The organism is Streptomyces sp. LUP47B (assembly GCF_001746295.1).
Taxonomy (GTDB): Bacteria; Actinomycetota; Actinomycetes; order Streptomycetales; family Streptomycetaceae; genus Streptomyces.
This window is the reverse complement of record NZ_MJAH01000002.1, coordinates 611,830-637,378: the sequence shown is the minus strand read 5'-3', so window position 1 is coordinate 637,378 and position 25,549 is coordinate 611,830. Positions and strand designations below refer to the sequence as shown.

General features: G+C 71.4%; 26 protein-coding genes, 2 pseudogenes and 1 riboswitch. Of the genes and pseudogenes, 15 read left to right on the top strand and 13 right to left on the bottom strand.

Going from position 1 to position 25,549, the window contains the following annotated elements:
- Positions 1–102: 102 nt before the first annotated feature.
- Positions 103–879, bottom strand: coding sequence for an NPP1 family protein (locus BFN33_RS09465; protein WP_069759441.1), 777 nt, complete (start codon positions 877–879; stop codon positions 103–105).
- A 275-nt stretch (positions 880–1,154) separates the two neighbouring features.
- Between BFN33_RS09465 and BFN33_RS09460 the strand changes: the two genes are divergently transcribed.
- Together BFN33_RS09460 and BFN33_RS09455 are read left to right on the top strand one after the other, a co-directional pair.
- Complete coding sequence (locus tag BFN33_RS09460; protein ID WP_069759440.1) at positions 1,155–4,871, top strand: hypothetical protein; 3,717 nt, start codon at positions 1,155–1,157, stop codon at positions 4,869–4,871.
- A 118-nt stretch (positions 4,872–4,989) separates the two neighbouring features.
- Complete coding sequence (locus tag BFN33_RS09455) at positions 4,990–5,556, top strand: tellurite resistance TerB family protein (protein ID WP_069759439.1); 567 nt, start codon at positions 4,990–4,992, stop codon at positions 5,554–5,556.
- A 21-nt stretch (positions 5,557–5,577) separates the two neighbouring features.
- Here the strand turns inward: BFN33_RS09455 and BFN33_RS09450 are convergent, their stop codons facing one another.
- Positions 5,578–5,784 carry a hypothetical protein gene (locus BFN33_RS09450; protein ID WP_069759438.1) on the bottom strand — a complete coding sequence of 69 codons (207 nt, stop codon included), beginning with the start codon at positions 5,782–5,784 and terminating at the stop codon, positions 5,578–5,580.
- A gap of 90 nt (positions 5,785–5,874) precedes the next feature.
- Between BFN33_RS09450 and BFN33_RS09445 the strand changes: the two genes are divergently transcribed.
- Positions 5,875–7,221 carry a helix-turn-helix transcriptional regulator gene (locus BFN33_RS09445; protein WP_069759437.1) on the top strand — a complete coding sequence of 449 codons (1,347 nt, stop codon included), beginning with the start codon at positions 5,875–5,877 and terminating at the stop codon, positions 7,219–7,221.
- A 217-nt stretch (positions 7,222–7,438) separates the two neighbouring features.
- The gene (locus BFN33_RS55445) at positions 7,439–8,548 is read left to right on the top strand and encodes a GAF and ANTAR domain-containing protein (protein ID WP_370743263.1); all 1,110 of its coding nucleotides are present in this window, start codon (positions 7,439–7,441) and stop codon (positions 8,546–8,548) included.
- 4 nt (positions 8,549–8,552) lie between these two features.
- Here the strand turns inward: BFN33_RS55445 and BFN33_RS09435 are convergent, their stop codons facing one another.
- Positions 8,553–9,329, bottom strand: a complete 777-nt coding sequence (locus BFN33_RS09435; RefSeq protein ID WP_069759680.1) for a hypothetical protein — start codon at positions 9,327–9,329, stop codon at positions 8,553–8,555.
- 134 nt (positions 9,330–9,463) lie between these two features.
- On the opposite strand from BFN33_RS09435, the gene BFN33_RS09430 reads away from it, so the two are divergent.
- Together BFN33_RS09430 and BFN33_RS09425 are read left to right on the top strand one after the other, a co-directional pair.
- Complete coding sequence (locus tag BFN33_RS09430; RefSeq protein WP_069759436.1) at positions 9,464–10,402, top strand: sigma-70 family RNA polymerase sigma factor; 939 nt, start codon at positions 9,464–9,466, stop codon at positions 10,400–10,402.
- A 56-nt stretch (positions 10,403–10,458) separates the two neighbouring features.
- Positions 10,459–11,016: a dihydrofolate reductase family protein gene (locus BFN33_RS09425; RefSeq protein ID WP_069759435.1), complete on the top strand. Its 558-nt coding sequence runs from the start codon at positions 10,459–10,461 to the stop codon at positions 11,014–11,016.
- 72 nt (positions 11,017–11,088) lie between these two features.
- Here the strand turns inward: BFN33_RS09425 and BFN33_RS09420 are convergent, their stop codons facing one another.
- The gene (locus BFN33_RS09420) at positions 11,089–11,625 is read right to left on the bottom strand and encodes a TetR/AcrR family transcriptional regulator (RefSeq protein WP_069759679.1); all 537 of its coding nucleotides are present in this window, start codon (positions 11,623–11,625) and stop codon (positions 11,089–11,091) included.
- Positions 11,626–11,742: 117 nt separating this feature from the next.
- On the opposite strand from BFN33_RS09420, the gene BFN33_RS09415 reads away from it, so the two are divergent.
- Complete coding sequence (locus BFN33_RS09415; RefSeq protein WP_069759678.1) at positions 11,743–12,642, top strand: DMT family transporter; 900 nt, start codon at positions 11,743–11,745, stop codon at positions 12,640–12,642.
- Positions 12,643–13,284: 642 nt separating this feature from the next.
- Here the strand turns inward: BFN33_RS09415 and BFN33_RS09410 are convergent.
- Positions 13,285–13,794 (bottom strand): SMI1/KNR4 family protein, encoded by a 510-nt coding sequence (locus BFN33_RS09410; RefSeq protein ID WP_069759434.1) that lies wholly within the window; start codon positions 13,792–13,794, stop codon positions 13,285–13,287.
- 211 nt (positions 13,795–14,005) lie between these two features.
- Positions 14,006–14,254, bottom strand: coding sequence for a hypothetical protein (locus BFN33_RS09405; protein ID WP_069759433.1), 249 nt, complete (start codon positions 14,252–14,254; stop codon positions 14,006–14,008).
- Positions 14,255–14,268: 14 nt separating this feature from the next.
- On the opposite strand from BFN33_RS09405, the gene BFN33_RS09400 reads away from it, so the two are divergent.
- On the top strand, positions 14,269–14,844 hold the full coding sequence (locus BFN33_RS09400) for a hypothetical protein (protein WP_141757956.1): 576 nt from the start codon (positions 14,269–14,271) through the stop codon (positions 14,842–14,844).
- Between the two features lie 21 nt (positions 14,845–14,865).
- Here the strand turns inward: BFN33_RS09400 and BFN33_RS09395 are convergent, their stop codons facing one another.
- Positions 14,866–15,213 carry a metalloregulator ArsR/SmtB family transcription factor gene (locus tag BFN33_RS09395; RefSeq protein WP_037706958.1) on the bottom strand — a complete coding sequence of 116 codons (348 nt, stop codon included), beginning with the start codon at positions 15,211–15,213 and terminating at the stop codon, positions 14,866–14,868.
- Positions 15,214–15,294: 81 nt separating this feature from the next.
- A riboswitch (cobalamin riboswitch) is annotated at positions 15,295–15,501 on the top strand.
- Positions 15,502–15,529: 28 nt separating this feature from the next.
- Between BFN33_RS09395 and BFN33_RS09390 the strand changes: the two genes are divergently transcribed.
- The gene (locus BFN33_RS09390; RefSeq protein ID WP_069759431.1) at positions 15,530–16,624 is read left to right on the top strand and encodes a HoxN/HupN/NixA family nickel/cobalt transporter; all 1,095 of its coding nucleotides are present in this window, start codon (positions 15,530–15,532) and stop codon (positions 16,622–16,624) included.
- Between the two features lie 22 nt (positions 16,625–16,646).
- Here the strand turns inward: BFN33_RS09390 and BFN33_RS09385 are convergent, their stop codons facing one another.
- From BFN33_RS09385 to BFN33_RS09370, 4 genes are all read right to left on the bottom strand, one after another.
- The gene (locus tag BFN33_RS09385; protein WP_069759430.1) at positions 16,647–17,609 is read right to left on the bottom strand and encodes a nucleoside hydrolase; all 963 of its coding nucleotides are present in this window, start codon (positions 17,607–17,609) and stop codon (positions 16,647–16,649) included.
- Positions 17,610–17,647: 38 nt separating this feature from the next.
- Positions 17,648–18,865 carry a threonine--tRNA ligase gene (gene thrS / locus BFN33_RS09380; protein ID WP_069759677.1) on the bottom strand — a complete coding sequence of 406 codons (1,218 nt, stop codon included), beginning with the start codon at positions 18,863–18,865 and terminating at the stop codon, positions 17,648–17,650.
- Between the two features lie 546 nt (positions 18,866–19,411).
- On the bottom strand, positions 19,412–19,597 hold the full coding sequence (locus tag BFN33_RS09375; RefSeq protein WP_069759676.1) for a DUF397 domain-containing protein: 186 nt from the start codon (positions 19,595–19,597) through the stop codon (positions 19,412–19,414).
- 2 nt (positions 19,598–19,599) lie between these two features.
- Positions 19,600–20,481: a helix-turn-helix transcriptional regulator gene (locus tag BFN33_RS09370; RefSeq protein ID WP_069759429.1), complete on the bottom strand. Its 882-nt coding sequence runs from the start codon at positions 20,479–20,481 to the stop codon at positions 19,600–19,602.
- A 216-nt stretch (positions 20,482–20,697) separates the two neighbouring features.
- Here BFN33_RS09370 and BFN33_RS09365 point away from each other — a divergent pair, with 216 nt between their 5' ends.
- Both BFN33_RS09365 and BFN33_RS09360 read left to right on the top strand, forming a co-directional pair.
- Positions 20,698–21,150 (top strand): ATP-binding protein, encoded by a 453-nt coding sequence (locus BFN33_RS09365; protein ID WP_069759428.1) that lies wholly within the window; start codon positions 20,698–20,700, stop codon positions 21,148–21,150.
- A gap of 130 nt (positions 21,151–21,280) precedes the next feature.
- Positions 21,281–21,493, top strand: a complete 213-nt coding sequence (locus BFN33_RS09360) for a DUF4287 domain-containing protein (RefSeq protein WP_069759427.1) — start codon at positions 21,281–21,283, stop codon at positions 21,491–21,493.
- 23 nt (positions 21,494–21,516) lie between these two features.
- Here BFN33_RS09360 and BFN33_RS09355 read toward each other — a convergent pair whose 3' ends face one another.
- On the bottom strand, positions 21,517–22,245 hold the full coding sequence (locus tag BFN33_RS09355) for an SDR family oxidoreductase (protein WP_069759426.1): 729 nt from the start codon (positions 22,243–22,245) through the stop codon (positions 21,517–21,519).
- 357 nt (positions 22,246–22,602) lie between these two features.
- On the opposite strand from BFN33_RS09355, the gene BFN33_RS09350 reads away from it, so the two are divergent.
- The 4 genes and pseudogenes from BFN33_RS09350 to BFN33_RS55240 form a co-directional block, all read left to right on the top strand.
- Positions 22,603–22,944, top strand: coding sequence for a PadR family transcriptional regulator (locus BFN33_RS09350; RefSeq protein WP_069759425.1), 342 nt, complete (start codon positions 22,603–22,605; stop codon positions 22,942–22,944).
- The gene (locus BFN33_RS09345) at positions 22,941–23,897 is read left to right on the top strand and encodes a hypothetical protein (RefSeq protein ID WP_069759424.1); all 957 of its coding nucleotides are present in this window, start codon (positions 22,941–22,943) and stop codon (positions 23,895–23,897) included. Before BFN33_RS09350 ends, BFN33_RS09345 begins: the two co-directional genes overlap by 4 nt.
- A gap of 97 nt (positions 23,898–23,994) precedes the next feature.
- Positions 23,995–24,918: a phosphatase PAP2 family protein gene (locus BFN33_RS09340; protein WP_069759423.1), complete on the top strand. Its 924-nt coding sequence runs from the start codon at positions 23,995–23,997 to the stop codon at positions 24,916–24,918.
- A gap of 36 nt (positions 24,919–24,954) precedes the next feature.
- A pseudogene (locus BFN33_RS55240) lies at positions 24,955–25,065 on the top strand (transposase); the annotation flags it as partial.
- A gap of 7 nt (positions 25,066–25,072) precedes the next feature.
- On the opposite strand, the pseudogene BFN33_RS09335 reads toward BFN33_RS55240, so the two are convergent.
- Positions 25,073–25,432 (bottom strand): annotated as a pseudogene (locus BFN33_RS09335) (Rrf2 family transcriptional regulator); the annotation flags it as partial.
- Positions 25,433–25,549 lie beyond the last annotated feature (117 nt).

Below are 25,549 nucleotides of genomic sequence, written 5' to 3'. Positions count from 1 at the left end.
GGGGAGGTCTCACCATGTCCCGGGTGCCCCGGATGCCGGGAAGCGGCCACCGACGCGAGGGGGGAGTGTGCGTCGGCGGCCGCGGTCGGGCAGGCCCGTGCGTCAGAACGCGGGGACCGCGGAGGGGCGGGCCTTGTTCACGTTGCTGAGGAAGTTCTTGCCGATCTGGAAGTTGGCGTTGCCCCAGTCGCCGTTCAGCTTGCCCTGGAGGCTGCTGTTCAGCCCGGAGAAGTTGACCAGGGCGGGGGTGTCCCAGCCGCCGTTGCCCCAGGCCACGGGCGTCTCGCCCCACTTCGCGAAGCGGAAGGCGTGGGTGCTCGCGCCGTCCTTGTGGTAGACGATCTCGACGTGGTTGCCGTTCATCGGCACCTCGTTGATCGGGTGGGTGCTGTAGCCGCCGTGCCGGGAGGCGGCCAGGTAGCGCGGCTTCTCCTCGCCCTGCTTCTGGAACACCACGACGGACTCCCAGTCGTGGCGGTGCCCGCACTCGCTGATGCCGGTGGGGTCGCACTGGTCCTTCTCGAAGTACAGCGTGTACGCGTACGCGCACCAGCCGTTCTTGCACAGCGACTGCGCGTAGGTGTTCGCCTTGCCGAGGTGTCCGGAGCGGCACTTGCCGGTGAGCGAGCCGGACGGGTTGAGACCGCCGTTGACGTTGCCGTTCGCGTCGACCGCCGCCGCCGGGAAGCAGCTGTCCGAGTCGTAGTCGAAGTACGGCTGGTACTTCGCCTGGAACGTGCTGCCGCTGTACGAGAGGGGGTTCAGGACGCCGGCGTTCGCGCTGCCCGTCAGGCCGACGGTGAGGGCGGCGACGCCGCCGGCGACGAGGGCGGCCTGGCCGAGGCGGGACTTTCTGCCGCTCTTGAGTGCCTTGAACATGCGGGGTGCTCTCCAGTCACGTGCTCTGCCGGGGGGATCCGGCGAGGTGGGGGCGGTGCGGCACCGAGCGTGGTCGGCGAGGGGTTGATCGGCACCCTGCTGTGTCAGGTCAATCAATCGGGGCCACTTCGACCTGGGGAAACGTGAGCGGCGAGGCGATCCGCCGATTCGGCGACACCCTTCGGTCACCTATGGGCAACCGTTCCGTTTCCCGGTGACTCGTATGGTCATCGCGCCTGATGTCGCTTTCGTCGGGTGTACGGAGGTGCGAGCGCGTGGGGCGTCCGGAAAGACCGCTGGACCCGGAGTCCGGGCCCGTCCAGCGGCTCGCGTGTGAACTGCGCGAGCTCAGGAGGGCGGCGGGCGGTCCGTCGTACCGGACGATGGCCGAGGCCGCGGGTTTCTCGGCGACGACCCTGTCCCAGGCCGCCGCGGGCGAACGGCTGCCCTCCCTCGCCGTCGTCGAGGGGTATGTGCGGGCCTGCGGGGGCGATCCCGGGGAGTGGGCGCCGCGCTGGAAGGAGGCGGAGGCCCGGCTCGCCGGGTCCCCGCCCGAGGAGGAACCGGAGGGACCCGCGCCGTACCGCGGCCTCGCCCGGTTCGAACCCGACCACCGGCACCTCTTCTTCGGCCGGGACCGGGTGCTCGCCGAGGTCGGCGAACTGGTCCGCGACCACCGGTTCGCGGTGCTCTTCGGCCCCTCCGGCAGCGGGAAGTCGTCCCTGCTGCGGGCCGGCCTGATCCCCCGCCTCCAGCAGGAGATCGCCGACCGCGACGACCCGGCGGTGCTGCGGATCCTCACTCCTGGCCCGACCCCCGCCACCAGCTACGGCCATCTCCTCGCCCCGGCCCGGGGCGAGCCGGAGAGCTGGGTGGTCGTGGACCAGTTCGAGGAGGTCTTCAGCCTCTGCCGCGACCCCCGTGAGCGCTCCCGCTTCATCGACCTGCTGCTCGCCGCCCGCGACCCGGAGCGCCGGCTGCGCGTCCTGGTCGCCGTACGCGCCGACTTCTACGCCCGCTGCGCCGAGCACCGCGACCTCGCGGACGCCCTGCGCGGTGCCGGGCTGCTGCTCGGCCCGATGACCGCCGAGGAACTGCGCGAGGCGGTGGTCGGACCGGCCCGGGCGGCCGGGTTCCTGGTCGAACGGACGCTGACCGCTCGCCTGGTGGAGGAGGTCCAGGGCGAGCCCGGCGGCCTGCCGATGCTCGCGCACGCCCTCCTGGAGACCTGGCGGCGCCGCAAGGGCCGCATGCTCACCCTCGCCGGATACGAGTCCGCCGGCGGGGTGCGCGGCGCGATCGCGGCGACCGCCGAGGAGATGTACGGCGCCCTGACCCCGGCCCAGGCCCGCGCCGCCCGCCATCTGCTGCTGCGCATGGTCGTCCCCGGCCAGGGCACCCCCGACACCCGGCGCCCCCTCACCCGGGCCGAACTGGCCGAGTGGGCGGACCCGGACGTGCCGGCCGTGGTGGAGCGCCTGACCGCGGCCCGGCTGCTGACCGCCGACGAGGACGGCGTCCAGCTCGCCCACGAGGCGCTCATCAGCTGTTGGCCCCGGCTGCACGGCTGGCTGGAGGAGGACCGCGCGCGCCTGCGCCACCACCGGATGCTCGCGGACGCGGCCCGCACCTGGGTGGAGCACGACCGTGACCCCGGCGATCTGTACCGGGGCACCCGGCTGGCCCGCGCCGAGGAACTCTTCCCGGACCACCGGACCGATCCCGCGCTGACCGTGACCGAGCGGACCTTCCTCGCCGCCGCCGTCGGGGCCCGCGAGAGCGAACGCCGGGCCGCCACCCGGATCAGCCGCAGACACCGCGCCCTGACCGTGTCCCTGTCCGCCGTCCTCGCGGTCGCCCTGCTGACGGCGTTCGCGGTCTACCGCGAGTACGACGACAACCGGCGCGGGCGCACCCAGAACGCGGCCCGCCGGGTCGCCGACGTCGCCGACGCGCTGCGCACCACCGACCCGCGCACCGCGCTGCTGCTCGGGGCCGCCGCCTGGCGGGTGGCCGAACTTCCCGAGACCCGCCGCGCCCTGCTCGGCTCCCTCGCCCAGGCGGAGACGGACACCTTCACCGACCCCACGCCCGGCGACGGAGTGCGGCGCATGCTCACCGCCGACGGCCGTGTCCTGCTCAGCGCCGACGGCGGCGAGTGGCGCACCTGGGACGTGACCACCCACCGGCGCACCGGCTCGGGAAAGGTGCCGCGGGGCACGGTGACCGGGGTCGGCCCGCAGACGCGGGTGCTCGCCGTCACCGGCAGCGACTACGCGACCGTCCGCCTGTGGGACACCGTCACCGGCCGCTGGACCGGCGGATCCGTGACCCTGCGGGACACCGGCGACGTCGACCTCACCGCCGACGGCCGCGCCGTCCTCACCACCGAGGGTTCCGCGGTACGGCTGCGCTCGGTCACCGACGGCCGGGTGCTGTTCGAGACCCCGGCCCCGGAGACCGCGGATCCCGAGGTGAGCGCCGACGGCACGCGCGTGGCCGTCTGCTCCTCGCAGGGGATCCCGCAGCTGTGGGACACCGCCACCGGCCGCGCCCTGCCCGGCGCCTGGCGGAAGGACCACGTCTGCGGCGCGGACACCTCCCTCCTCGCCCTCGGCACCGGCCGGCTGGCCGCCGTCACCGGCAGCGGAGTGCGCGTCTGGGACACCGGCACGGGCCGCCGGATCGCCGAGCTCGACGACACCGGCGTGCAGTACCTGTCCGTCAGCCCCGACGGCGCCTTCATGGCCACCGCCGACCACGAGGAGGTGCGCGTGTGGCGGCTCACCGACCCGGGCGCGCCCGTCCTGCGGCACACCCTCAGCAACCAGCACCTCTACGGCGGCCTGCGCTGGGACCGCGACGGCCGCACCCTGCGCTACGTCGAGGGCGGCACCGTCCACACCCTCGACCTCGGCGCGTCCGTCACCCACGGCTGGCGGACCGGCCCGGTGGACGAGGTCCGGCTGAGCCCGGACGGCCACCGCTACGCCACCGCGAGCCGCACCGGCGACCACTACGTCTTCCGGCTCCACGCGACCTCCGACGGCCGCGTCCTGCACACCTTCCCCCCGGTGCGGGTCCCCGCCTCCGCCGACCCGGCCCTGCCCACCGTCCCCGCCGACACCCTGCCCGTGGCGGCCTTCAGCACCGACGGCACCCGGTTCGCCTACGGCGTCTCGGCACCCGGCCGGGAGGCGGTGGCCCAGCCGATCGCCGTGTGGGACGTGCACCGCGCGCGGGCGGTGGCCACGCTGGACCTGCCGGGCGGGGCGGCGATCGGCCTGGCCCTCGGCGCGGGCGGCCGCACCCTGGTCGCCGCCCGTTTCACCGGCCTGGGCACGGTCGCCGACGAGGTGTGGGACGTCGCCCGCCGACGCCGTACGAAGCTGGTCACCGACGTGACCGCCGCCCACCTGGCCGTCCGCCCCGACGGCCGACTCCTGGTCGCCGACGGCCGCACCGCCGTCCTGCCCGCGGGCCGCGTCACCCGGCTCGACCTGGTCCAGGGCGACCAGATCGGCGCGCTCGCCTTCACCGCCGACGGTTCGCTGCTGGCGGCGGGCGACGGCACCGGACGGGTCGCCCTGTGGGCCCAGCACCTCACCCGCCGCGAGGGCGTCCTGCGCAACGTCTTCCCCGCGCCGCTCGCCGCCGACCCCGAGGGCGTGAGCGCGCTCGCCTTCAGCCCGGACGGCGGCACGCTGGCCGTCGCGGGCACCGCGGGCAGCCTCCAGCTGTGGGACGTCGCCACCCAGCAGCCGCTGGGCAGCCCATTGACCACGCCGGGCGAGGAGATCGACACGCTCGCCTTCGGCGCCGACGGTTCGACCCTGTACGCGGGGAGCGCGCACGTCCCGCTCCAGAAGTACCCCGTCGATCCGGGGCGGGTGCTGGAGAAGGTGTGCGCGCGGGCGGGCGGCGCGGGGCTGAGCCGGGCGCAGTGGCGGACCTACGTTCCGGAGGTGCCGTACCGGAGGGTGTGCGGCTGACCCTGCTGATCCGGTCGGCCCGGTCGGCCCGGTCGGCCCGGTCGGCTTGGGGGAACCTTTACCCGGGCTCGGCCGTTGCCGGGGTGAGATCACTCAGACGAGTACCGAGGTGACGTCAATGGCACTGTTCGACCGGCTCAAGGACCAGGCCAAGAACCTGCAGCAGCAGGCGCAGGGCGGGCGCGGCACGACGACCGGTGGCACGGCCGGACACGGCGCCTCGCGCGGCGCCTCTCGCGGTGGTTCGCGCGCCCAGCTCGTCGGTGTGCTGAAGACGCAGCTCGGCTCCCTCAAGACCGAGCTGAAGAGCGGCGCCTACCGCGACGCCAGCATGGCGATGTGCGCCCTGGTCGCTGCGGCGGACGGCCATGTGGACGCGGCCGAGATCCAGCAGATGGAGTCGCTGATCCTCGGTAACGAGGTGCTGCAGAACTTCCCGCCGGAGCAGCTGCGCACCCGCTTCCACAAGCATGTGGACCAGCTCACCCGCAACTTCGCGCAGGGCAAGGCGGAGGCGCTCCAGGACATCGCCAAGGCCGCCAAGAAGCCCACCGAGGCGCGCGCGGTGATCCAGACCGGCATCGTCATCGCCGGCGCCGACGGTCACTTCTCCCAGGCGGAGCAGTCGATCCTGCGGGAGGCCTGCGCGACCCTGGGCCTGCAGCCCGCGGAGTTCCAGCTCTGAGGACCGCTTCCGCAGCCGGTCTCACTCCGATGAGTGCCGGGTGACCTGCTGGACCTGATCCGCCTGCTCGGCCGGTCTCTCCCCCGACGCCTTCGCCGGCCCCGCGTTGGCGGCCAGGACCAGTGTGGCCACGGCCACGACCGCAGCGGCGAAACCCCTGGCGTAGCGCGCGGTGGTGCTGGTGCGTTCGAGCACGGCGACCTCGCAGCGGTGGCGGTGAGTACCCATGGCGGTGACGGCGTATTAAGCAGGGTTAATACGCCGTTTAACCTAGGGGCTGCGAGAGCCGAACGGCAAGAGGGGCTTGGGGAGTTGGCCATGTCGGAGCGGGACGACCCGGGCGTCATCGGGCGACGGGTGCAGCAGCTGCGGGTCGAACGCGGACTGACACAGAAACAGCTGGCCGAACCGGCGTACACACCGGCCTACATCTCCACTCTGGAGTCCGGGCGGGTGCGCCCCTCCGACGACGCGCTCCGGCATCTCGCCGACCGCCTCGGCGTCGGGTTCGAGGAACTGACGACCGGCCGTCCGGCCCGTCTCGTCACCGATCTGCGCCTGCGCCTCACCGAGGCCCAGCGCACCCTCGCCACCGGGGAGGCCGAGGAGTCCGCCGCGCAGTACGGCCGTCTGCTCGCCGAGGCCGACGCGCTCGACCTCGCCGAGGTGCGGGCCGCCGCCCTGCTCGGGCTCGGCGAGTGCGCCGTGGAGACGGGCGAGCTGGGCTTCGCACGCCAGTACTTCGAGCGGGCCGAGAAGGCCCTCGGCGACGACGTACCCCTGCCCGCCCGTGTCCCCGCCCTGCGCGGACGCGCCCTCGCGCACTACCTCACCGGTGAACTCCGCTACTCCGTCTACCTGTTGGAATCCACCATCGACGAGCTCAACCGCGGTGGCCTCCACGACCCCGACGCACTGCTCCTCCTCTACGCCAGCGTCATCGGCCCCTACATGGACATGGGCGCCCACGCCCGCGCCGCCCAGGCCGCCGAACTCGCCCTGGCGCTCGCCCCGCAGGCCGGCGACCCCGCCCTCGTCGCCCGGATGCACCGGTCCGTCGCCCGCACCCTGCTCGCCGAGGGCCGCCTCGCCGAGGCCGACGCCTCCCTCGCCAAGGCCGCTGAGCTCTACCGCCGGCTCCAGATCCGTACCGAGCTCGCCAACTGCCACTGGATGCGCGGATACGTCTACGCCCAGAACGGCGAACTGGAGCGCGCCGAGGACGAGTTGAGACAGGCCCTCGACATGCTCTCCGCCAAGCGGGCCGCCCTCTACTCCAGCCAGGCCGCCGTCGAGCTCGCCGATGTGCTGCACCGGCGCGGCAAGTCCGACGAGGCCGCCGCCCTGCTCCACGGCGTGCTCAGCGACCTCAGCTCCGAGCGCGGCGCCCTGCACTCCGCCGCCGCCCACCGCCTCCTCGGGATCATCGCCGAGGACGCCCGGGACACCGAGGCCGCCGAGGAGCACTACGTCCGCGCCCTGAGCCTCCTGGAGCGGGCCGGCGCCGTCGGTGACCTGGCCGACCTGTGCCGACTGCTGGGCGATCTGCTGCGCCGTACGGGACGGGTCGAGGCGGCACTGGACGCGTACCGGACGGGCCTCCGCCACCGCACGGCCCCCGGCACCACCACCCTCGGCCCGGCCCCCGCCCAGCCCCCTCTGTGAGGACCCCGGGCCCGCGACGGGGTGTTTCTGTACGCCGTCGGAACAGCGGGGAGTGCCGGTCCGCCATGTCCGTCCTGGGTGTTTCGGCCGGTGGACGAGGGGTAGCCGGGCGGTGCCCCTGGGTGGGTACGCCATGAGCGGCGCCCCCCGCCCCCGGCGAGCCCGCTTGGGGGCCGACGACGGACGAGCTCGGCGCTGACCGAAGGAGGCGGTGGTCGTGGGGCCCACCGACGACCGCGGCGACACCCACGGCGACGAGCCGGGTCCGTTCTCCGGAGCGGGCGGCGATTCCGGAGCGTACGCCGGACGGGACAACGTTTCCGGCTCGTGCGGAGCGCCGGGGGATGAAACGCGGCCGGCGGCGGAACGCGAGGGTCGGGGCGGTCGGGAGCGCCAGGTCGAGCGGGACCGGGCGGCCGGGCGCGAGCGGGGGGCCGGGCGCGGGCGGGACGTCGGGCGGGACCGTGACGCCGGCCGCGAGCGGGACCGTGAGGCCGGCTACGAACGCGACGTCGGACGCGGCCGTGAAGCCGGCCACCCCCACCAAGTGGGCCCGGACCGTGAAGCCGGCCACCCCCGCCAAGCCGGCCCCGACCGCGAGGCCAGCCATGCAGTGGAGCGGGATCACATGCGGGTCTCCGATGTGATCGCGGAGGGGGTGCGGGGCGCCGGCCCCGCGGAGATTCCGGGCAAGCTGTGCGTGGCCGCCGTCCGGCTACTGCCGGTGGCCGACGCGAGCGTGTCGCTGCGCAGCGACGGCATGCCCGTCCAGCTCAGCGCCAGCAGCCCCCGGGCCGAGCGTCTGTCGGAGCTCCAGGCCACCTTGGGAGACGGACCCTGCACGTCCGCCGCCAAGTCCCGCGCCGCCGTGCTCGCCACCGATCTGACGGCCGGCCGGGACGCCGACCGCTGGCCGGTCTTCGCCCAGCAGGCCACCGCCGCGGGGGTACGGGCGGTGTACTCGATGCCGCTCGGCAACGACACCGTGTGCGTGGGCACCCTCGACCTCTACCGGGACGTCCCCGGCGAGCTCACCCGGCGGGAGCTGCGCATCGCCGAACTCGTGGCCAACGTCATGACCGTGGCCCTGACGGCACTGCCCCGGGGACAGGAGAACGGTTCCGAGGGCGACGACCTCTGGCTCAGTGGCCTGGCCAAAGCGCACGACGAGGTGTACCAGGCCGTCGGCATGATCATGGTGCAGCTGGGCGTCGACTCGGACGAGGCGCTGGCCCGGCTGCGCGCGGACGCCTTCGCGGACAGCCGCACCGCGCTCGAGGTGGCGCACGACGTGGTCGGGCACGTGAAGCGGTTCGACGAGGACTGACCGCTCAGATCTCCACCCGCCCCTGCTTCCTGATCTCCGTCAGCCGCTGGGCTCCCAGCTGTACGGCGGCCTGCGTGGCCTCCGTCTGTACGTCGCCCAAGCCGCCGTTCGTCACACTGATCGCGTCGTCCCCCACGCGGACGGCGGCGACGTCCAGCGTGAGCGTGGTCGGTTGACCGTTCGGGGACTGTCCGGTCAGCCACACCCGCAGCCCCTGCCGGGCGTTCCCCGCCTCCGGCAACGGCGCCTCGGTGACCTGCACCCCGAAGACGGCCCCGGTGGTCGTGGTGGCCCCGAACTGCGCGCACGTCCGCGGAAGGCCCTTCAGCCAGGCCAGGGTCTTGTCGATCTCCGCCTGCGGACGCGCGAGCACCTGATACCGCATCTGCGCCTTGTTCCACTCGTCGTCCATGCCGACGACCGCACTGGGCTGGGCATCGGCCCCGAACAACTCGTCGGCGTACAGCGCGTCGAGCAGCCGCTGGCACTCCCGCCGGTCGGCCTTCGCCTTCAGGACGCCGTCGTGCCAGGTGGCCACCCCCTGGGTCGGCGTCCAGGGCTCCCCGAGGTCCACGTCGGTGACGAGAGCGGCCCGCGCCATGGCCTCGGTGAGGGCGGAGGAGGGAGCGGCGGACGTCTTCGGGGACGGCGGGGGCGCGCTGGTGGGGGGCGTGATCGGCGGCTTGGCAGCGGTGGGCGGGGTGGACAGAGCGGAACAGGCGGTGGCGGCGAGAAGCCCACAGAGGGCGAGAGCGCAGGCGGCGGCGCGGGGCGGGGTCATGCCTCCAGTGATCACCGGGTTCGCGGAGGTCACCAGTGGTCCGGGCCGTATGGGTTACGGGCTGCCGGTGCCGTCCAGGGAGCGGATCGCACGGTGGCCTGCGATCCGGGCGCCGGGTGCGCCATGCTGGTCCCGTGGATCTCGAGCCGTACCGGGGTGAGTTGGTGGCGTACTGCTACCGGATGCTGGGCTCGTTCCACGAGGCCGAGGACCTGGTGCAGGAGACGATGCTGCGCGCCTGGAAGGCCCGGGACCGGTACGACCCCACCCGTGCCTCGGTGCGGACCTGGTTGTACCGGATCGCGACCAACGTGTGTCTGACCGCGCTGGAGGGGCGTACGCGGCGGCCGTTGCCGTCCGGGCTCGGTGCGCCGAGTGAGGATCCCCGGGCGCCGCTCACTCCGGCCCTCGACGTTCCCTGGCTCCAGCCGTTCCCCGACGCACGGTTCGACCTGGAGGTACGGGCCGACATGCGGCTCGCGCTGGTGGCGGCGATGCAGGTCCTGCCACCGCGCCAGCGTGCCGTGCTGGTGCTGCGTGAGGTGCTGGAGTTCACCGCCGCCGAGGTCGCCGAGCAGCTGGGGACCACGGCCGCGGCCGTCAACAGCGCGCTCCAGCGGGCCCGCGGCGCCCTCGCGGAGGCAGGTGCCGCGGAGGAGGTCGTGGAGCCGGACGACGCCGGGGCCCGCGCGGTGATCCAGCGGTATGTGCGGGCGTTCGAGACGGCCGACGTCCCCGCGCTCGTCCGGCTGCTCACGGAGGAGGCCGTTCTGGAGATGCCGCCGGTGCCGCTGTGGTACCGGGGCAGCCGCGATTACGGCCGGTTCATGGACCGCGTGTTCGCGATGCGCGGTACGGGCTGGGTCACGACCCCCCTCACCGCCAACGGCCAGCCCGCGCTCGCCGCGTACGCACCCGAGCCCGACGGCTCGCATCGCCTGCACACGCTTCAGGTGTTCACGGTCACCGCCGGCCGGGTCGCGCACAACGTCGTGTTCGCCGATCCGCGGGTGTTCGAGGCGTTCGGCCTGCCCCGGCGGATTTCTTCCGAGGAGATTCGCCGGGAGCGATGAGTGGAGCGGGTGCCGCCGGTAGGTAGAGGCGGGCATCGACCGAAGGGACTCCCACCATGAGCGTCATCGTCATCGAGTTCGTCACCCTGGACGGGATCGTGTCCGACCCGGACGGCTCCGCCGAAACGCCGACCGGCGGCTGGGCCTTCCGGCACGGCCCGGAGACGGTCGCCGGGGACAAGTTCCGGCTCGGCCGCACCCTCGACGACGGGGTCATGCTGCTGGGTCGTACGACATGGCAGTTGTTCTCGCGGATCTGGCCCGGGCGGGACGACCCCTTCGCGGCGCGGATGAACGCCGCGCCGAAGCTGGTCGCCTCCCGCACGCTGACCGACACCTCGGCGTGGGGGAACTCCCGGGTCATGGACGGCGGTCTCGTCGACGTCGTCAACGGCGAGAAGCGCGACGTGATCGTCACCGGCAGTACGAGCGTCGTACATGCGCTGATGGCCGAGGACCTCGTCGACGAGTACCGCCTGCTGACCTTCCCCACGATCCTCGGCACCGGCGAGCGCCTCTTTCCCGCGGACAAGTCCCCCACCGACCTGGAGTGCCTCTCGGCGGAGCGGTCGGGCGGGGCGGTCCTGACGCGGTATCGGAGGACGAGGGGCTGACCACCCTTCCGGGCGTGCCGGCCACTGCTCTCCCGCCGGTCTGAACACGCTGTACCCGGCGTCGAGCCGCGTCTACGCACTCTGCCCGCCGACAAGCGCGGCCGCCTCCTCGCGGGCGGCCGCGATCGGGTCGGCGAAGACGCGCAGTCCGTGGGCGACCAGCGCGCCCTCGTGCAGCAGCATGAGCGTGCGAGCCTGCTCGGGGGCCAGATCGGTGAAGAGCCGGAGCATCCACCGCTTCTGCCCGGTGATGATCGCGTACGCCGGATGGGCCGGGTCGCTGATCTCGGCGTGGGCGTTGACCATGGCGCACCCCTTGGGGCTGTTGTCGTCCATCCACTCCCGGGAGGCGTCGAAGACCGCGCGGACCCGGTCGACGACCTCGGGTCCCGCCGCCTCCAGCCGCTCCATGACATACGTCCGCCAGCGTTCGTCCCGGTCGGCGAGGTACTCCACGACGATCTGCTCCTTGGAGCCGAACCGGTCGTAGAGCGTCTTCTTCGTCACCCCGGCCTCGGCGGCGATCAGGTCCACGCCGACCGCGTGGATGCCCCGCTCGTAGAACAGCCGGGACGCCGCCGCGAGGGCGCGCCGCGCACCCGGGGTCATGCTGATCCGCCGTACCTGCTGTGCACCGTTGTCTCCCACCTCACCCACTATACCGATCTGTATAGTGGGTGAGGCAAGGAGGTATACAGACCGGTATATTTTTGGGTGGTGACTCCCATGAACGTCCTGCTCTCCGCCGCCTTCATCGTGTGCTGGAGCTCGGGATTCGTCGGCGCCAAGCTCGGCACGCAGGACGCGGGTGCGATGACGCTCCTGATGTGGCGCTTCCTGCCGCTGGCAGCCGTCCTCACCGCGGTGGCCGTCCACCGGGGCCGCGCTCCCTGGCGTGCCCTGACACCCCGCGACCTGGCCCGCCAGGCCCTGATCGGACTGCTCTCCCAGAGCGGCTACCTGCTCACCGTCTACTACGCCATCCAGCTCGGCGTCTCCAGCGGTACGACGGCCCTGATCGACGGCACCCAGCCGCTGGTCGCCGGGGCGCTCGCCGGCCCGCTGCTGCGCGAGTACGTCTCGGCCCGGCAGTGGCTCGGACTGTGCCTGGGCCTCGCCGGGGTCGCCCTGGTCACGACGGCCGACGCGGCGGCGACCACGGGCGTGGCCTGGTGGACCTACCTCGTCCCGTTCGCCGGGATGCTCTCGCTGGTCGCGGCCACCTTCCTCGAACGGCGCTCCCGCATCCCGGTGACCCCGACCGTGTCACTGACCGTCCACTGCGCCACCAGCGCCCTGGTCTTCACGGCCGCCGCCCTCACGACCGGCACCGCGACCTTGCCCACCACCGGCCCCTTCTGGCTGGCCACGCTCTGGCTCGTAACCCTCTCCACCTTCGGCGGCTACGGCCTCTACTGGCTCGTCCTCCAGCGCTCCGGAGTCACGGAGGTCAACACCCTCATGTTCCTCATGGCCCCGGTCACGGCGGTCTGGGGAGCCCTGATGTTCGACGAGCCGTTCACCAGGCAGACCGGGGTGGGGCTGGCGGTCGCTTTGACGGCGGTGGGGGTGGTGCGGGGGGCGGGCTCGCGGGCGGGGGAGGCGGAGGCGAGCCGGCCCGGCTGACGGTCCCCGGAGAACACGGCCGCTCGGCTGGACCCGACCTTGGCAGGCGCCGCCGTTGGCGTCACCGCAAGGGCGAAGAGCTGTCCACCCCTCGGCTCGGTACGCTGCCGTCCGGAGGCGCGAATGTTCGACGCAGTGGCTTTCGGCGCTGGTGGTGCCATCTTCCTGCTTGTTGGCATGTGGTTCGTCCGGCGGTAACGCCGCAGGTACGGCAGCACTCTCGCGGGCTGGGGTGGACTGGCTCTCGGATTAGGGCTGTTGATACGCGCCGCAGGATCCTTGACCGGAGACCGCCAGCCGCTCGGCGTCATCCTCGCCACCTGCTTCGCAGTGATCAGTGTGGCCGGCTCCGTCCTGGTGGCGTGTGGCCGGGATACGCTCCGGAACGGTCGCGTCGGCCGGAAACGCTGGAAGCTGCCGCCGATCCATCCATGACGGGTTGCACTCCAACATGCTTTCCAACTGTGCTGGCGGGGTGTTGGGGCCCGTGCAGGGGCCCTCATCCACGTTCGTGGGCGGCTGGCCGTTAGGTGTGGGGACGGCTCCAGGTCTCGCCTGAACGGCCGTGAACGGGGCTGTCTGAGACGGAAAAGTGAGACGGCCGATGAGTGGCCCGCTCGTGAGACGGGGCCGCTCTCGGCCTCACGCGTTGTGACACGCGGAGTCGGGCGGGACGCGGTGCGGATAGGGGCCCTCCTGCGCCTGGCCGCGCAACCAGTCGGCGAGCCACTGCGCGAGTGATTGCCTGAGTGGTGCCGGGGCGTGCCGGATGCAGCACAGGTTGGGGTCCCAGTCCCACATCTGACCGTCGGACGTACGGAAATCGATCAGGGTCCACATCGCGCAGCCACGGTCCATGAGCGGAACGAGTCCCGACGGAAGGGCATCCCCATCGGGGCCGCCGAACGCGTGATAGGCCATGGTGATGTCGGCGCAGTCGCTGAACCAGTCGTCGGTCTCGGTCAGCGAGACCACCCGCCAGGGCCCGAAGCCACCATTGGCGACTTCGAGATACATCCGCTTCAACAAGCCGGGCATCGGACGGCCCACGACGCGCTCAAAGGCAGCGACGTCCTCGGTGGATGCGGGACCCGGCAGCCCCCGGCCCGCCACATGCGTACGGATCGCCAGGACGAGTTCGTCATCAGTCACCCCAGGATCCTCAGCGACGTGGTTCCCCTTGTCGATGCCACGACACAGCAGGGTGCAGGATCTGGAACGGGGAATGACACGACCGGTTGGCTCCGGAGGACTTTGGGGAGTGGGACCGTGCGCCCGTTGGTAGTCGCCGACGACTGCTCAGCGGCCTCGAGTGGCCCGGGGGGATCGGCGCAGCGGACGCGACCCGTCTGGAAGCTGCCGTCTACCGGCTGAGGAAGTAGATGCCGACCGTAACCGCGCCGCTGCCCGCGAGGATCTGCACGAGCGCGATCGCTTTGAGGTGCAACACCCCTGCTGGAGGACCGCCGTAGATGCGGGGCGGCTTGTTCCGTTGCGTGCTCATCGCCTTCGCGTAGAAACGGGTCGCCGCCTTCTTGTAGTCGGTGGCGATGACGCTCCCTGCGCACAGCAGGCCGGCTCCCACAAGGATGAGGAAGACGGCATCGGCCATGCCTGGACCAGCACTTGCCGGAGCGGATCCAGCAAGGTCAGCGGTGCTTGTCGACTATGGCAACCGATGCCGGGATGCTCGCTCTGTGGGATCCGCAGAGCTTTACAGGCATCGTGGACCACGACACGTGGGACCCGCAGCTCGGCGAGGACGAGGACGTTGAACGCCACATCCGTACGGGCTCCCTGGTCCCCATCAACATCCGAAGTGACGGCGCCTTCGGAGTGCTGGTCCGCGTCGGCGGCCCTGACCGGCCTGGCCGGCTGACGGAGCGGGAGAGCAGGCACCGGCTTGTCAGCTCGGAGGCCTACTCGTTCTGTTCGTCGGGACAGGTGTGGCTCAGTGGTATCGAGGCGGTGGGTGCCGAAGCGTGGCCGGGAACCGTCCAGTTCGATCTGCCCGTGGGCCGGTACGCAGTGGTGATCCACCTGATCGCGTGGGAGGACGAGGCGGGCAGCGTCAACGAGGACGGCACTCCCTCTGTGACTGCGCTGCCTGACTTCGTCGCGCTCGTCTCTCCCGCAAGTTCTGAACGGGACAGGTTCCGTACCGACGTGGAAACGTTCGACCGGCCCGGCGAGCCACGCTGATCGGCACGTACGTCCCCCGGCTCAGGACACCTGCCCCAACAACCCCCGCACCGCCTCGTCCACCACCCGGTACCGCACCACGCGCCCCTCCTTCTCCCCCGCCACCACCCCGGCCGCCCGGAGCAGCCGTAGCGCCTGGGAGACGGCGGGGTCGTTCATGCCCGTCGCGATCGCGAGGTCGGAGACCGCCAGGGGGCCGGTCCGGTGCAGGGCCAGGAGGAGGGAGAGGCGGTTCGGGTCGGCCAGGAGGGCGAAGCGGTCGGACCAGGTGCGGACGTGTCCCGGGTCGCCGATCGCGGCGATGGCGTCGCACACCCGGTGTCCGTCGATCGTGCGGCGGTCGGCTCGGTCGGCCGGGACGAGGTGCATGGGGCTCATCCTCGCAGGAGGCCCTGTGTGATCTTCCATACCTGCGCAGGTGTGCAGCTATGCAGGAGACCCCGCCCCCGCCTACGGTGGGCGGGCCGTGGTGCTCGGGAAGCCGGTGACGACCCCTCAAAGGTCCAGTCCGGTGCGGCCCTCGCCACTGTGATCGGGGAGTTTCCCTCCCACGTCCCTCGCGGGACAGCCACTGGCCGTCACCATCAGGCCGGGAAGGCGGGCAGGGAAACGCACGACCCGTAAGCCAGGAGACCGGCCACGGCAGCTCACGCGTTCATCCACGAGGTGCTGGAGTGACCACCGTATGACTGACCCTGCGCTGCCCGAGACCGCCGCCGCCTCCTTCCGCTGGCGACGCGAGGACACCGTCAAGACGGCCGGTCTGATGGCCGCGATAGCCGCCCTGCACGTCGTCGCCTTCGGCATCCTCTTCCTGCTGGTCGTCCCTGAGCACTACGAGGTGGGCGACAAGGCCTTCGGCATCGGGCTCGGCATCACCGCCTACACCCTCGGTATGCGGCACGCCTTCGACGCCGACCACATCGCCGCGATCGACAACACCACGCGCAAGCTGATGGCGGACGGCAAGCGGCCGGTGTCCGGAGGGTTCTGGTTCGCGCTCGGGCACTCCAGTGTCGTGGTCCTGCTCGCCGCGCTGATCGCCGGCGGCACCCAGCTGGCCGGCAAGGTCATGAACGAGGGGTCGAGTACCCACCAGGTGCTCGGATTTCTCGGTACGACGGTCTCCGGGTCGTTCCTCTATCTCATCGCCGCCCTCAACCTGGTCGCCCTCATGGGCATCCTGAAGGTCTTCCGGGCGATGCGGGAAGGGACGTACGACGAGAAGCAGTTGGAGCAGCATCTCGACTCGCGCGGCTTCATGAACCGGATCCTCGGGCGGCTCACCAAGTCCATCACCCGGCCGGGGCAGATGTTTCCGCTGGGCTTCCTGTTCGGGCTCGGCTTCGACACGGCGACGGAAGTGACCCTGATGGTGATGGCCGGGTCGGGTGCGGCCGCGGGTCTCCCCTGGTACGCCATCCTCTGTCTGCCGCTGCTCTTCGCCGCGGGCATGAGCCTGTTCGACACCCTCGACGGCACGTTCATGAACTTCGCCTACCAGTGGGCCTTCGCCAACCCCGTCCGCAAGGTCTTCTACAACCTCGCCATCACCGGCCTGTCCATCGCGGTCGCCTTCTTCATCGGCACGATCGAGCTCGTCGGCGTCCTGCACGACAAGTTCGACCTCACCGACGCCCTCACCACCTGGATCGCCGACATCGACCTCGACAACGTCGGCTACGTCATCGTCGGCCTGTTCGTGGTGGTGTGGGCGGCGGCGATCGCCTACTGGCGGCTCGCGAAGGTGGAGCAGCGGTGGGGCGTCAGCAGTTCTTGAGGGACCAGATGGGGCTCGCTGGCTAGGCCCCCTCCACCGCCGTCAGCCACAACTTCACGTACCGCTCCACGTCGACGCCCAACCCCACGTCCACGAGGGTCACTTCACGTTCGCCCTCGTGGATCTCGGACTCGCCGGGACGGCGGCGGCGGTCGACGACGGTCTGGCCGCGGGTCGGGCCCGGGGCCAGGCTCACCTCCACCGGCAGGAGTTCGGTGGTCAGTCCGCCCGGGTCGACGACCGCGCAGACCGCGCCCGCGTCACCGAGGCCGCCCGTGGGGGTGGGGTCACCCGAGGTGGCCGGGTCACGGTGGGCGAGGAGTTCGCCGGCCATGCGCAGGCTGGGCTCCGAACTCGCGCGCAGCCGCTGGACGTCGGCGGCGGGGACGACGACCCGCTCGAACACGTCCAGGCCGTACATCGTGATCGGCACGCCCGCGGTGAGCAGCACGGCGGCCGCCTCGGGATCGTGCCAGACGTTGAACTCCGCTACGGGCGTGGCGTTTCCGGTCGCCACCGCACCGCCCATGAACACGATCCGCTCGATGTTCCGCACCACGTCGGGGTGGGTGCGGAGCAGCAGGGCGATGTTGGTGAGCGGCGCGGTGGGGATGAGGGTGACCGGCGTCGGGGAGGCGAGGATCTCCCGCCTGAGCAGGGTCACCGCGTCCACGTCCACCGCCACCCGGGTCGGCGCGGGCAGCCCCAGGTCACCCATGCCGTCGAGGCCGTGCACGTGCTGCGCGGTGCGCACGGGCTCGATCAGCGGCCGCGCGGCACCCCGGGCGACGGGGATGTCCCCGGCGCCCGCCTGCTCCAGGACGGTCAGCGTGTTGCGGACGACGCCGTCGACGTCGGTGTTCCCGGCGACACAGGTGACCGCGCGCAGGTCGATCCCCGGATGCCGTACGGCGAACAGCAGGGCCAGGGCGTCGTCGACACCGGTGTCGCAGTCGATGATCACCGGGATGGGCTGACCGGTCACGGCGGGGGTCCTTTCGTCACTGGCGTACGGGTCCGACCTTACGCAGCCGCCCAGAGTTCGGCCCCGCGATCACCGGCCCGGGCACCGATCCGTTCCAGCAGCTCGTCGACCGGTACGGCTCCTGGCCTACGGCCGTCCCGCAGTCGTACGGCCGCACAGCCGGCGTCGGCCTCCCGCTCCCCGATCACCGCCTGGTACGGCACGAGGCGCGCGGCGCGGACGCGGGCGCCGAGGGTGCCGTGGCCGGGGCCCGAGAGTTCGGCCCGGATGCCGCGCGCTTCGGCCCGCCGTACGAGGTCAAGGGCCCGCTCCTCCTGGGCGTCGCCCACCGGCAGGACGACCAGCTGCACGGGCGCGAGCCACACCGGAAAGGCGCCGCCGTGCGCCTCGATGAGATGGGCGACGGCCCGTTCCACGCTGCCGATGATGCTGCGGTGGACCATCACCGGGCGGTGTTTGGTGCCGTCGGGGCCGATGTAGTGGAGGTCGAAGCGTTCGGGCTGGTGGAAGTCGATCTGGACGGTGGAGAGGGTGGACTCCCGGCCGGCGAGGTCGGTGATCTGAACGTCGATCTTGGGGCCGTAGAAGGCGGCCTCGCCCTCGACGGACTCGTACTCGATGCCGTCCAGGACCTCTTCGAGCAGGGCGGTGGCGCGGCGCCAGAGTTCCGGATCGGGGACGTACTTTCCGTCGCGGTCGCCGGGGAGGGAGAGCCGGTACCGGCTGGCACGGATGCCGAGGTCGTCGTAGGCACGCCGGATGAGTCCGAGGGCGGCGCGGGCCTCCGCCACGGCCTGCTCGGGGGTGCAGAAGATGTGGGCGTCGTTGAGCTGGATGGAACGGACGCGGGTGAGACCGCCGAGGACGCCCGACAGCTCGGAGCGGTACATGCCACCCAACTCGGCGACACGCAAGGGAAGTTCACGGTAACTGTGGGACCGCGACCGATAGATGAGGGCGTGATGGGGACAGAGGCTGGGCCGCAGCACCACCTCCTCGCCACCCAGTCGCATCGGCGGGAACATGTCGTCGCCGTAGTGCGACCAGTGCCCGGAGATCTCGTACAGCTCCCGCTTCCCGAGCACCGGCGAGTACACATGCCGGTACCCGGCGGCCCGCTCCACCTCCCTGACGTACTCCTCCAGGACGTGCCGTACGACGGCCCCGTCGGGCAGCCAGTACGGCAGCCCCGCGCCCATCAGCGGATCGGTGTCGAACAGGTCGAGCTCACGGCCGAGTCGGCGGTGGTCGTGCATGGGGTTCATGGGGTCCTCCCTCGCGGTGGGGGGCGAGGGACCGACGGGAACGACGAAGCCCCGGGGCACTCGCCCCGGGGCTTCGGACTGCGTCAGCTGTCAGCGCGCCGGGACCTGCTCCGGCGTCGTCGTGATGGAGGGGATGACTTGGGCGCGCTGCATGGGGTGAGGGTAGGGGGAGGGGCGGGGGTGGGGCGACGGGTTTTTTGGTGCGGTGAGGTGGGGTGACCTGTTGGGGACCTCCCCGCGTCCGCGTCTGCTGCCGTTGTCCGGAGTGGGTCAGGTCAGGGCCCGGTACTCGGGGGACGGGTCGGCCAGTTCGGGGTGCTCTACGGGGTAACGGTGCCCGTGGATCCGGCTCATCGCCCAGTGCCAGGCCGCGGTGGGGCTCGTCGGCGGGTTCGTACGGGTAGCAGTCGAGTGCCGCGGCCCAGGACTTCGGCAGTGACATGCCGCCGTGGTGACGCATGACCCAGGCGTAGGCGCGGCGCTCGGACCGGAGGAGGTCGAGGTATTCGGCTTCGGTCCAGGTCATGGGGGTGGTGGTCAGGGGCGGGCGTGGTGCAGGGACCGTATGAAGGTGGTCCAGGTGTCGGGGACGACGTGGAGTATCGGTCCGTGGGGGTTTTTGGAGTCACGGACGGCGATGACGCTGGGCAGATTGCGGGCGACTTCGACGCACTCGCCGTTGCCGCTGCTGTGGCTGGACTTGGCGAACTCGAAGTGCGGCACGGTCACAGCTCCTTGCGGATGCGTTCGATCAACTCGACGGAATCGTGAAGAGCGAGTCCGTTCCTTGCGATCCGCTCGAACTTGGTGTTGTGCCGTGCGGCGTCCGCCTCGCTCTCCAGCCACAGCGTAGACGAGGTCGTGTCCATGTAGACCACGTCCATCGCGCCGGGTTCGGCGAAGGAGACGACACTGAAGGCGCTGGTCATGCCGGGGTGGGAGCCCGCGAGGAACGGGACCACCTGAAGCTTTACGTTGGGGAGCCGGGACACCTCGACGAGGTGATCCAGCTGGGTCCGCATGACCTCACGGCCGCCGACCAGTTGACGCAGAGCTCCTTCGCCGACAACGGCCCACAGATCGAGCGGGCTGCTGTCCGTCAGCCGCCCCTGCCGGGCGACCTTCGCCTCAACGAACCGCTCGATCTCACCCGGCTCGTCCCAGTCGGCGTTGCCGATCGCCAGCGCCCTGGCGTAGTCCGGCGTCTGCAGCAAACCCGGGACGAAGGCCCCTTGCCAGGTCCGGATGCCGGTCGCGATGTCCTCCAGGGCGACGTACTCCACCAGGGAACGCAGCTCGGGGTACTGGTTCCACCACCCCTTGGCCTTGCGGCGCTCCCGGTCGGTCCTGGCGAGGCTCAACAGCCGTTCCACGGCCTTCGGATCGGTTACGCCGTACAGCTCGCACAGGATCTTGATGTCGGGATCACGGAACGGCACCCACCCGCGCTCCATCTTGGCCACCTTGGCGGCCGTCGCCGACAGCGCCTCCGCAGCCTGCGGCTGGGTCAGGCCGGCCCGGTCCCGCAACCTCAGCAGCTCACCGCCCAACTTGCGCGCGAGGACGGTGGATACGCGGGTTCCGCGCGTGAACTGGCCTGTGGACACCTCGGGTCACCTCCTGATCGTGGCCAGTGTGCGGTTCACCGGAGCCACAGCACAACCGAAACTGGAGACATATTTCCCCGGGACCGCTTGCGCGCAGGGTGAGCGCATCGCTACCTTCAGTACTCGATCGCTCACGTGGCGAAACCAGTTGGCGGAAGTGCACCGTGCTGCCCGCACGGCGGAGCCACCCCGACTCCCCGCTCCCCGGAGGAACCCATGACCGACTCCTGCCCTCCCGGTCCACCCAAGTCGTACGACCGCTACGACCAGGTCAGCTACACCCCGTACCCGCGCAGCATCCCCCTCGCCCGCAGACGCGTCGCCGGACTCGCAGTCGACTGGGGCCACCCCGACCTCGCCGGTGACGCAGCGCTCCTGGCAAGCGAGTTGTGCACGAACGCCCTGCTGCACGGCTGCCTACGAGACCGTCTCTTCCGCGTCGAGACGACCCTCACCGACACCGCCCTCCGCATCGCGGTGACCGACCCGAGAGGAGAACGCCTGCCCGGCACCCAACCGGCCCACGCTGAGGATCAGTTCGGCCGTGGGCTGCTCATCGTCCGCGTGCTGGCGGGCCGTTGGGCGGTGGAGAGGCTCACGGTCGGCAAGACGGTGTGGGCGGAACTGGACCTGCCGGAGAAGCAGAGTGCGTGTCACTCCGACAAGTAACCAGCCCCGCACATCGGCAAGCACGAGGTGTGACGCAGCGCACCTTCATCGACCGATGGTTCCGTTGCTGCCCCTCGGTCATACCAGCGACAACACCGAAGCAACACAACGGACAGACAGGACGGCTGACATGACCGCCACCGTGAAGGGCCCCGCCAGCTACTTCCCGTCCATCGAGAAGAAGTACGGTCGCCCGATTGCGGAGTGGAAGGGCCTCATCCACTCCTCGCCCCTGACCAAGCACATGGAGCTCGTGAACTGGCTCAAGGCCGAGCACGGGCTGGGCCACGGTCACGCCAATGCCCTCGTCGCGCACACCCTCGCCGAGCAGTCCGGCAACTGAGCTGCCACGCACGGGAGCAACCCTCAGGCCGCCATCAGCGCCGCCAGGGCGCGGTCCATCGCGGAGTTGAACTCTTCCGGCGTCAGCGGCAGACGGGACTTGATGTCCCGACTCCACTGGTCGGCGAGTACCTCGGCGGAGCCCGCCTCGACACCGTCGAGCGCCGCGTCTGCCAGGTCCGACGGAGCGAGCTTGTCCACGGGCCAGCCCGCCGCCATGTCGGTGTCGGCCAGGCCGAGGTGCACCGCTGTGACGAGCGTGCCCTGCTCGGCGAGCTCAAGGCGGACGCCGTTGGTCATGGCCCAGGCGGCGGCCTTGGTCAGGTGGTAAGCGTTGGCGCCCGCGCCCCCGAACCACGACATGGCGGAGAGGACGTTGACGATCGCGCCCCCGCCGTTCCTGGCGAGCGTCGGCGCGAACTCCCGGATCATTCCCAGGTGGCCGAACGTGTTGGTCTCCAGCTCGTGCCGCACCGCGTCCAGCGAACCGGTCACCAGGTCGGTCCCCGTATTGATTCCCGCGTTGTTGATGAGCAGCGAGACGTCCGGGGCGGCCTCGGCGGCGGCCCTCACGGACGCGGGGTCGGTGATGTCGAGGGGCAGCACCTCGACCCCGGGCAGGTCCACGGTCTCCGGTCGGCGGGCCGTCGCGTAGACCTTGCGGGCGCCCCTTTCGAGCAGGCGCTGGGCGAAGGCGCGGCCCAGGCCGCGGTTGGCTCCGGTGACAAGGGCGACGGAGTTGTTGATATCCATGGCCGTACGCTAAAACCTGACGCCGGCGTCAGAGGCAAGTGCTGGTCGTCAGGGCCACGGGTGAGAGGAATCACCCATGATCCCCATGACCGTCACAGTGGCCGCGGCCGAGCGATCGATCCGCATCGGCGAGGTGGCACGAGGTGCCGGCGTCTCAGTGCCCGCCGTGCGCCGGCCACTACGAGCAGCAAGGGCCGCTCATCGCGGAGCACAGCCCGCCGGCCGGCGCCCGCCTCGAAGACGGCCACCTCGCCGAACCCCCCGAGACAGGGCGACGCTCGCCGCGGGCCTGGAAGTGCTGCCGGTGACCACCCATTGCTGGCAGATATATTTCGCAGCTCGATATATGCTCGATGCATGACCAGACAGAATCCGCCCTTGACTGAACCGCAGTACTTCATCCTGGCTGCACTCATGGACGGTCCGTTGCACGGTTACGGCATCATCAAGGCTGCCGAGCGGGCCACCGACGGGCGGCTCCGGATCGCTGTCGGCACTCTCTACGGCGCGCTGGAGCGGATGGAGCGGGCCGGGCTGGTGGCCGCCGGTCATGAGGAGATCGTGGACGGGCGGGCGCGGCGCTACTACCGGCTGACCGAGGACGGCACCGAGGCGCTCGGCCGGGAGGCGCTGCGGATGCAGCAGGCGGCGGCCGTCGTCATCGGACACTCGCGGGACGCCGGAGCGGCCCCGGCATGAATCGTCTGCTGCTTGCGGCCTATCCCGAGCCCTACCGTTCCCGGCAGGGAGAGGAGGTGCTGGCCTGCCTGTCCGAGGCGTATCCCGGTCGCTCCTGGCCCCCGCCGCGGGAAGTCGCCGCCCTGGTGCGCGTCGGTGTGCAGGCCCGCGCCCGTGCCGTCGTCGACGACACGGCCCGGCCGTGGTGGCTGGACGGCATCCATCTGGCCGCCCTGGCCCTCGCCGCGCTGGCGCTGGTTCCGTACTTGCAGGATGTGTGGCACTGGGCACTGCACATCGACCCCGGACAGCACGCCATGGCCTTCCACTTCTCCGGCTGGTACCCGTGGGCCGAAGGCCCCACCCGGATACGGCTGCTGCCCTACGGGCTGCTCCCGCTGGGCTGCCTGATCGCCCTGCTGCGCGGCAGACCGTGGATCGCGCTGCCGGCCGCGGCAGCCATGATGTGGGCCGGCGCCACGTCCCCCGGCCGCACCCTCTTCGGCGACGAGGGCAAGGCGGGCCTGGGCTACTACGGTCTCGGCGCCCCGATAACGGCCCGTGACCTGGTGCTGTCGGGGGTACTGTGCGCCGCGTGCGCCGTGCTGGCGTTCTGCCGTCCCAGCCGTCTGCGACGCCGCTCGTACCGCTGGCTGGCCCCCGTCGTCCTCGCCATGTCCGTGGCCGGGGGCCTGCACATCATCTCCGTCAGTCCGGCTTTCCAGCGCGGCTTGTTCGTCCTCGAAGTCGCCGCGTTGATCGCCGCGTGGGTGGCGACGGCCGCCACCGGCGACCACCGGTGGCTGATCCCCGTCGCGGCGTTCGCGATCGTCCGCACGCAGGCGATCGTCGTCCGGCCGGACGCGTTCATGCAGTCCTTTCCGGACCTGGTCGTCCTCATCCTGCTGATCGCACCCCTCCCCGCCCTGGCGATCGCCGCCCAGCGCCGACAGGGGCAGGCACTCGCCGAATAGGAGCGGACCCCCGTGGGCCGGCCGAGCCCGGCGGCCCACGTGCCGCGTGCCGGAAGACGTGCGTGACCGAACTCCCCCCGACGGAAGAAACAGAGCGATGACTCAGCACGATTCTCAGCCCCTGCCCGCGCACCGCCCGGGGGCCTCTAGGCAGGCCCCCGAGGCTCCCCACGACCCCGGTCCGTCGCGTACGACACGGCTGTGGATGCCTGCTCTGCTGTACAGCCTGGGGTTCCTGACGGTCTATCTGCTCGCCATCTGCACCCCGTCGGGGCAACGAGCTGAGAACGCCCTGTTCGGTCTCGGTGAACAGGGCGGCGAAGAAGCCTGGCTCTACCCCCTGTCAGGAGCGGAATACGGCTCGACGCCCCTGCCGCCGCTGGAATTGAGCGCCAAGCCCACCCTGATGGTGGGCCTGGCCGTCATCGTGGTCCTCACCCTGGTGCGGCGGTGCTGGCGTCAGGGATGCGCGGCGCTCGCGGTCGTCATTCTCACGACCGGAAGCCAGGATGTGCTCAAGTCGACCATCCTGCCCCGCCCCGATCTGGTGGGCGCGCCGGAGAACCTCCTTGATCAGGGTTTCCCCAGCGGGCACACGGCCATCCCCGCCGCGCTGACCCTCGCCGCCGTCCTGGTGGTCTCCCCCCGCATCCGCCCCTACGTCGCCACGGCCGGTGTGCTGTGGCTCGCCTGCATCGCCGCCTACAGCGCGACCGCCGGCGGCCACCGGCCCAGCGAAGTGCTGGGAGCCACACTGTTGGCCTGTGCCTGCTACGGCCTCGCAACCTGGCTGCTGCCGCCCGCCGCCGTGCCAGGCGCCACGTGGAGCCCCCGTGCGCTGCCCGTCATCACCCTGACGTCGGCAATGGCCGTCGCCCTCGTTTCCGGCGCACGGAACGACACCCTCACAAGGTCACTGGTCTCCGCGGCGACGGCCTTCATATGTGCGGTCCTGGTCTGGTACGCCGCAGTCGGGCGGCCCGCACACACCGCACGCCGCACACGCCCCGCCCTGGACTGACCACCCGGCCGGCTCCGGGCGGGAACCGGCGCATCCCGGCAGCAGGGCAGCATGATCCGCCGCTGCATCATCCGCATCATCTGGCGAAACCGTTATGCCGACGACCGGCACCTACGCGCCGTCGTCGACAGGGCGAACGTTGCCTGATGCGGCACTATCGAGGTGCCGCGAGTACGTCCCGGAGTACGTTCTCGAGCGTGACGCGGGCCGGCTCGTGCCTCAGGGTCTCCTCGATGCCCTCGTAGATGCCCTGCATTGCCTGCTGGATGCCGTGACCCACCACGCATTCCTGGTCCGGGGTGGTGCGGTGCATCGCGAACAGCGGGCCGGGTTCGACTGCCTCGTACACGTCGAGCAGGGTCATCGACTCCAGCTCGCGTGCCAGCGACCAGTCGGCGCCCGCGCCCCGCCGGGACTCCACGAGCCCGGCCCTGCGCAGCTCGCCGAGCAGCCTCCTGATCACCACCGGGTTGGTGTTCGCGCTGGTCGCGATCTGCTCGGAGGTGGCGACCTCCCACGGCGGCTACAACGCCTGAACCCGAACCCCTGCCGCACGCCCCGAAGGACATCGCGCCTTCGGGGTCACCTCAGTAGCCTGCCCCGGCCATCAAGGCCCCACGGCGAAGCACCA

Coding starts and splice junctions, on each gene's coding strand:
- BFN33_RS09465 (WP_069759441.1), bottom strand. CDS start 879: ATGTTCAAGGCACTCAAGAGCGGCAGAAAGTCCCGCCTCGGCCAGGCC.
- BFN33_RS09455 (WP_069759439.1), top strand. CDS start 4,990: ATGGCACTGTTCGACCGGCTCAAGGACCAGGCCAAGAACCTGCAGCAG.
- BFN33_RS09450 (WP_069759438.1), bottom strand. CDS start 5,784: ATGGGTACTCACCGCCACCGCTGCGAGGTCGCCGTGCTCGAACGCACC.
- BFN33_RS09445 (WP_069759437.1), top strand. CDS start 5,875: ATGTCGGAGCGGGACGACCCGGGCGTCATCGGGCGACGGGTGCAGCAG.
- BFN33_RS09435 (WP_069759680.1), bottom strand. CDS start 9,329: ATGACCCCGCCCCGCGCCGCCGCCTGCGCTCTCGCCCTCTGTGGGCTT.
- BFN33_RS09425 (WP_069759435.1), top strand. CDS start 10,459: ATGAGCGTCATCGTCATCGAGTTCGTCACCCTGGACGGGATCGTGTCC.
- BFN33_RS09420 (WP_069759679.1), bottom strand. CDS start 11,625: ATGACCCCGGGTGCGCGGCGCGCCCTCGCGGCGGCGTCCCGGCTGTTC.
- BFN33_RS09415 (WP_069759678.1), top strand. CDS start 11,743: ATGAACGTCCTGCTCTCCGCCGCCTTCATCGTGTGCTGGAGCTCGGGA.
- BFN33_RS09405 (WP_069759433.1), bottom strand. CDS start 14,254: ATGGCCGATGCCGTCTTCCTCATCCTTGTGGGAGCCGGCCTGCTGTGC.
- BFN33_RS09395 (WP_037706958.1), bottom strand. CDS start 15,213: ATGCACCTCGTCCCGGCCGACCGAGCCGACCGCCGCACGATCGACGGA.
- BFN33_RS09390 (WP_069759431.1), top strand. CDS start 15,530: ATGACTGACCCTGCGCTGCCCGAGACCGCCGCCGCCTCCTTCCGCTGG.
- thrS (WP_069759677.1), bottom strand. CDS start 18,865: ATGCACGACCACCGCCGACTCGGCCGTGAGCTCGACCTGTTCGACACC.
- BFN33_RS09365 (WP_069759428.1), top strand. CDS start 20,698: ATGACCGACTCCTGCCCTCCCGGTCCACCCAAGTCGTACGACCGCTAC.
- BFN33_RS09360 (WP_069759427.1), top strand. CDS start 21,281: ATGACCGCCACCGTGAAGGGCCCCGCCAGCTACTTCCCGTCCATCGAG.
- BFN33_RS09355 (WP_069759426.1), bottom strand. CDS start 22,245: ATGGATATCAACAACTCCGTCGCCCTTGTCACCGGAGCCAACCGCGGC.
- BFN33_RS09350 (WP_069759425.1), top strand. CDS start 22,603: ATGACCAGACAGAATCCGCCCTTGACTGAACCGCAGTACTTCATCCTG.
- BFN33_RS09345 (WP_069759424.1), top strand. CDS start 22,941: ATGAATCGTCTGCTGCTTGCGGCCTATCCCGAGCCCTACCGTTCCCGG.
- BFN33_RS09340 (WP_069759423.1), top strand. CDS start 23,995: ATGACTCAGCACGATTCTCAGCCCCTGCCCGCGCACCGCCCGGGGGCC.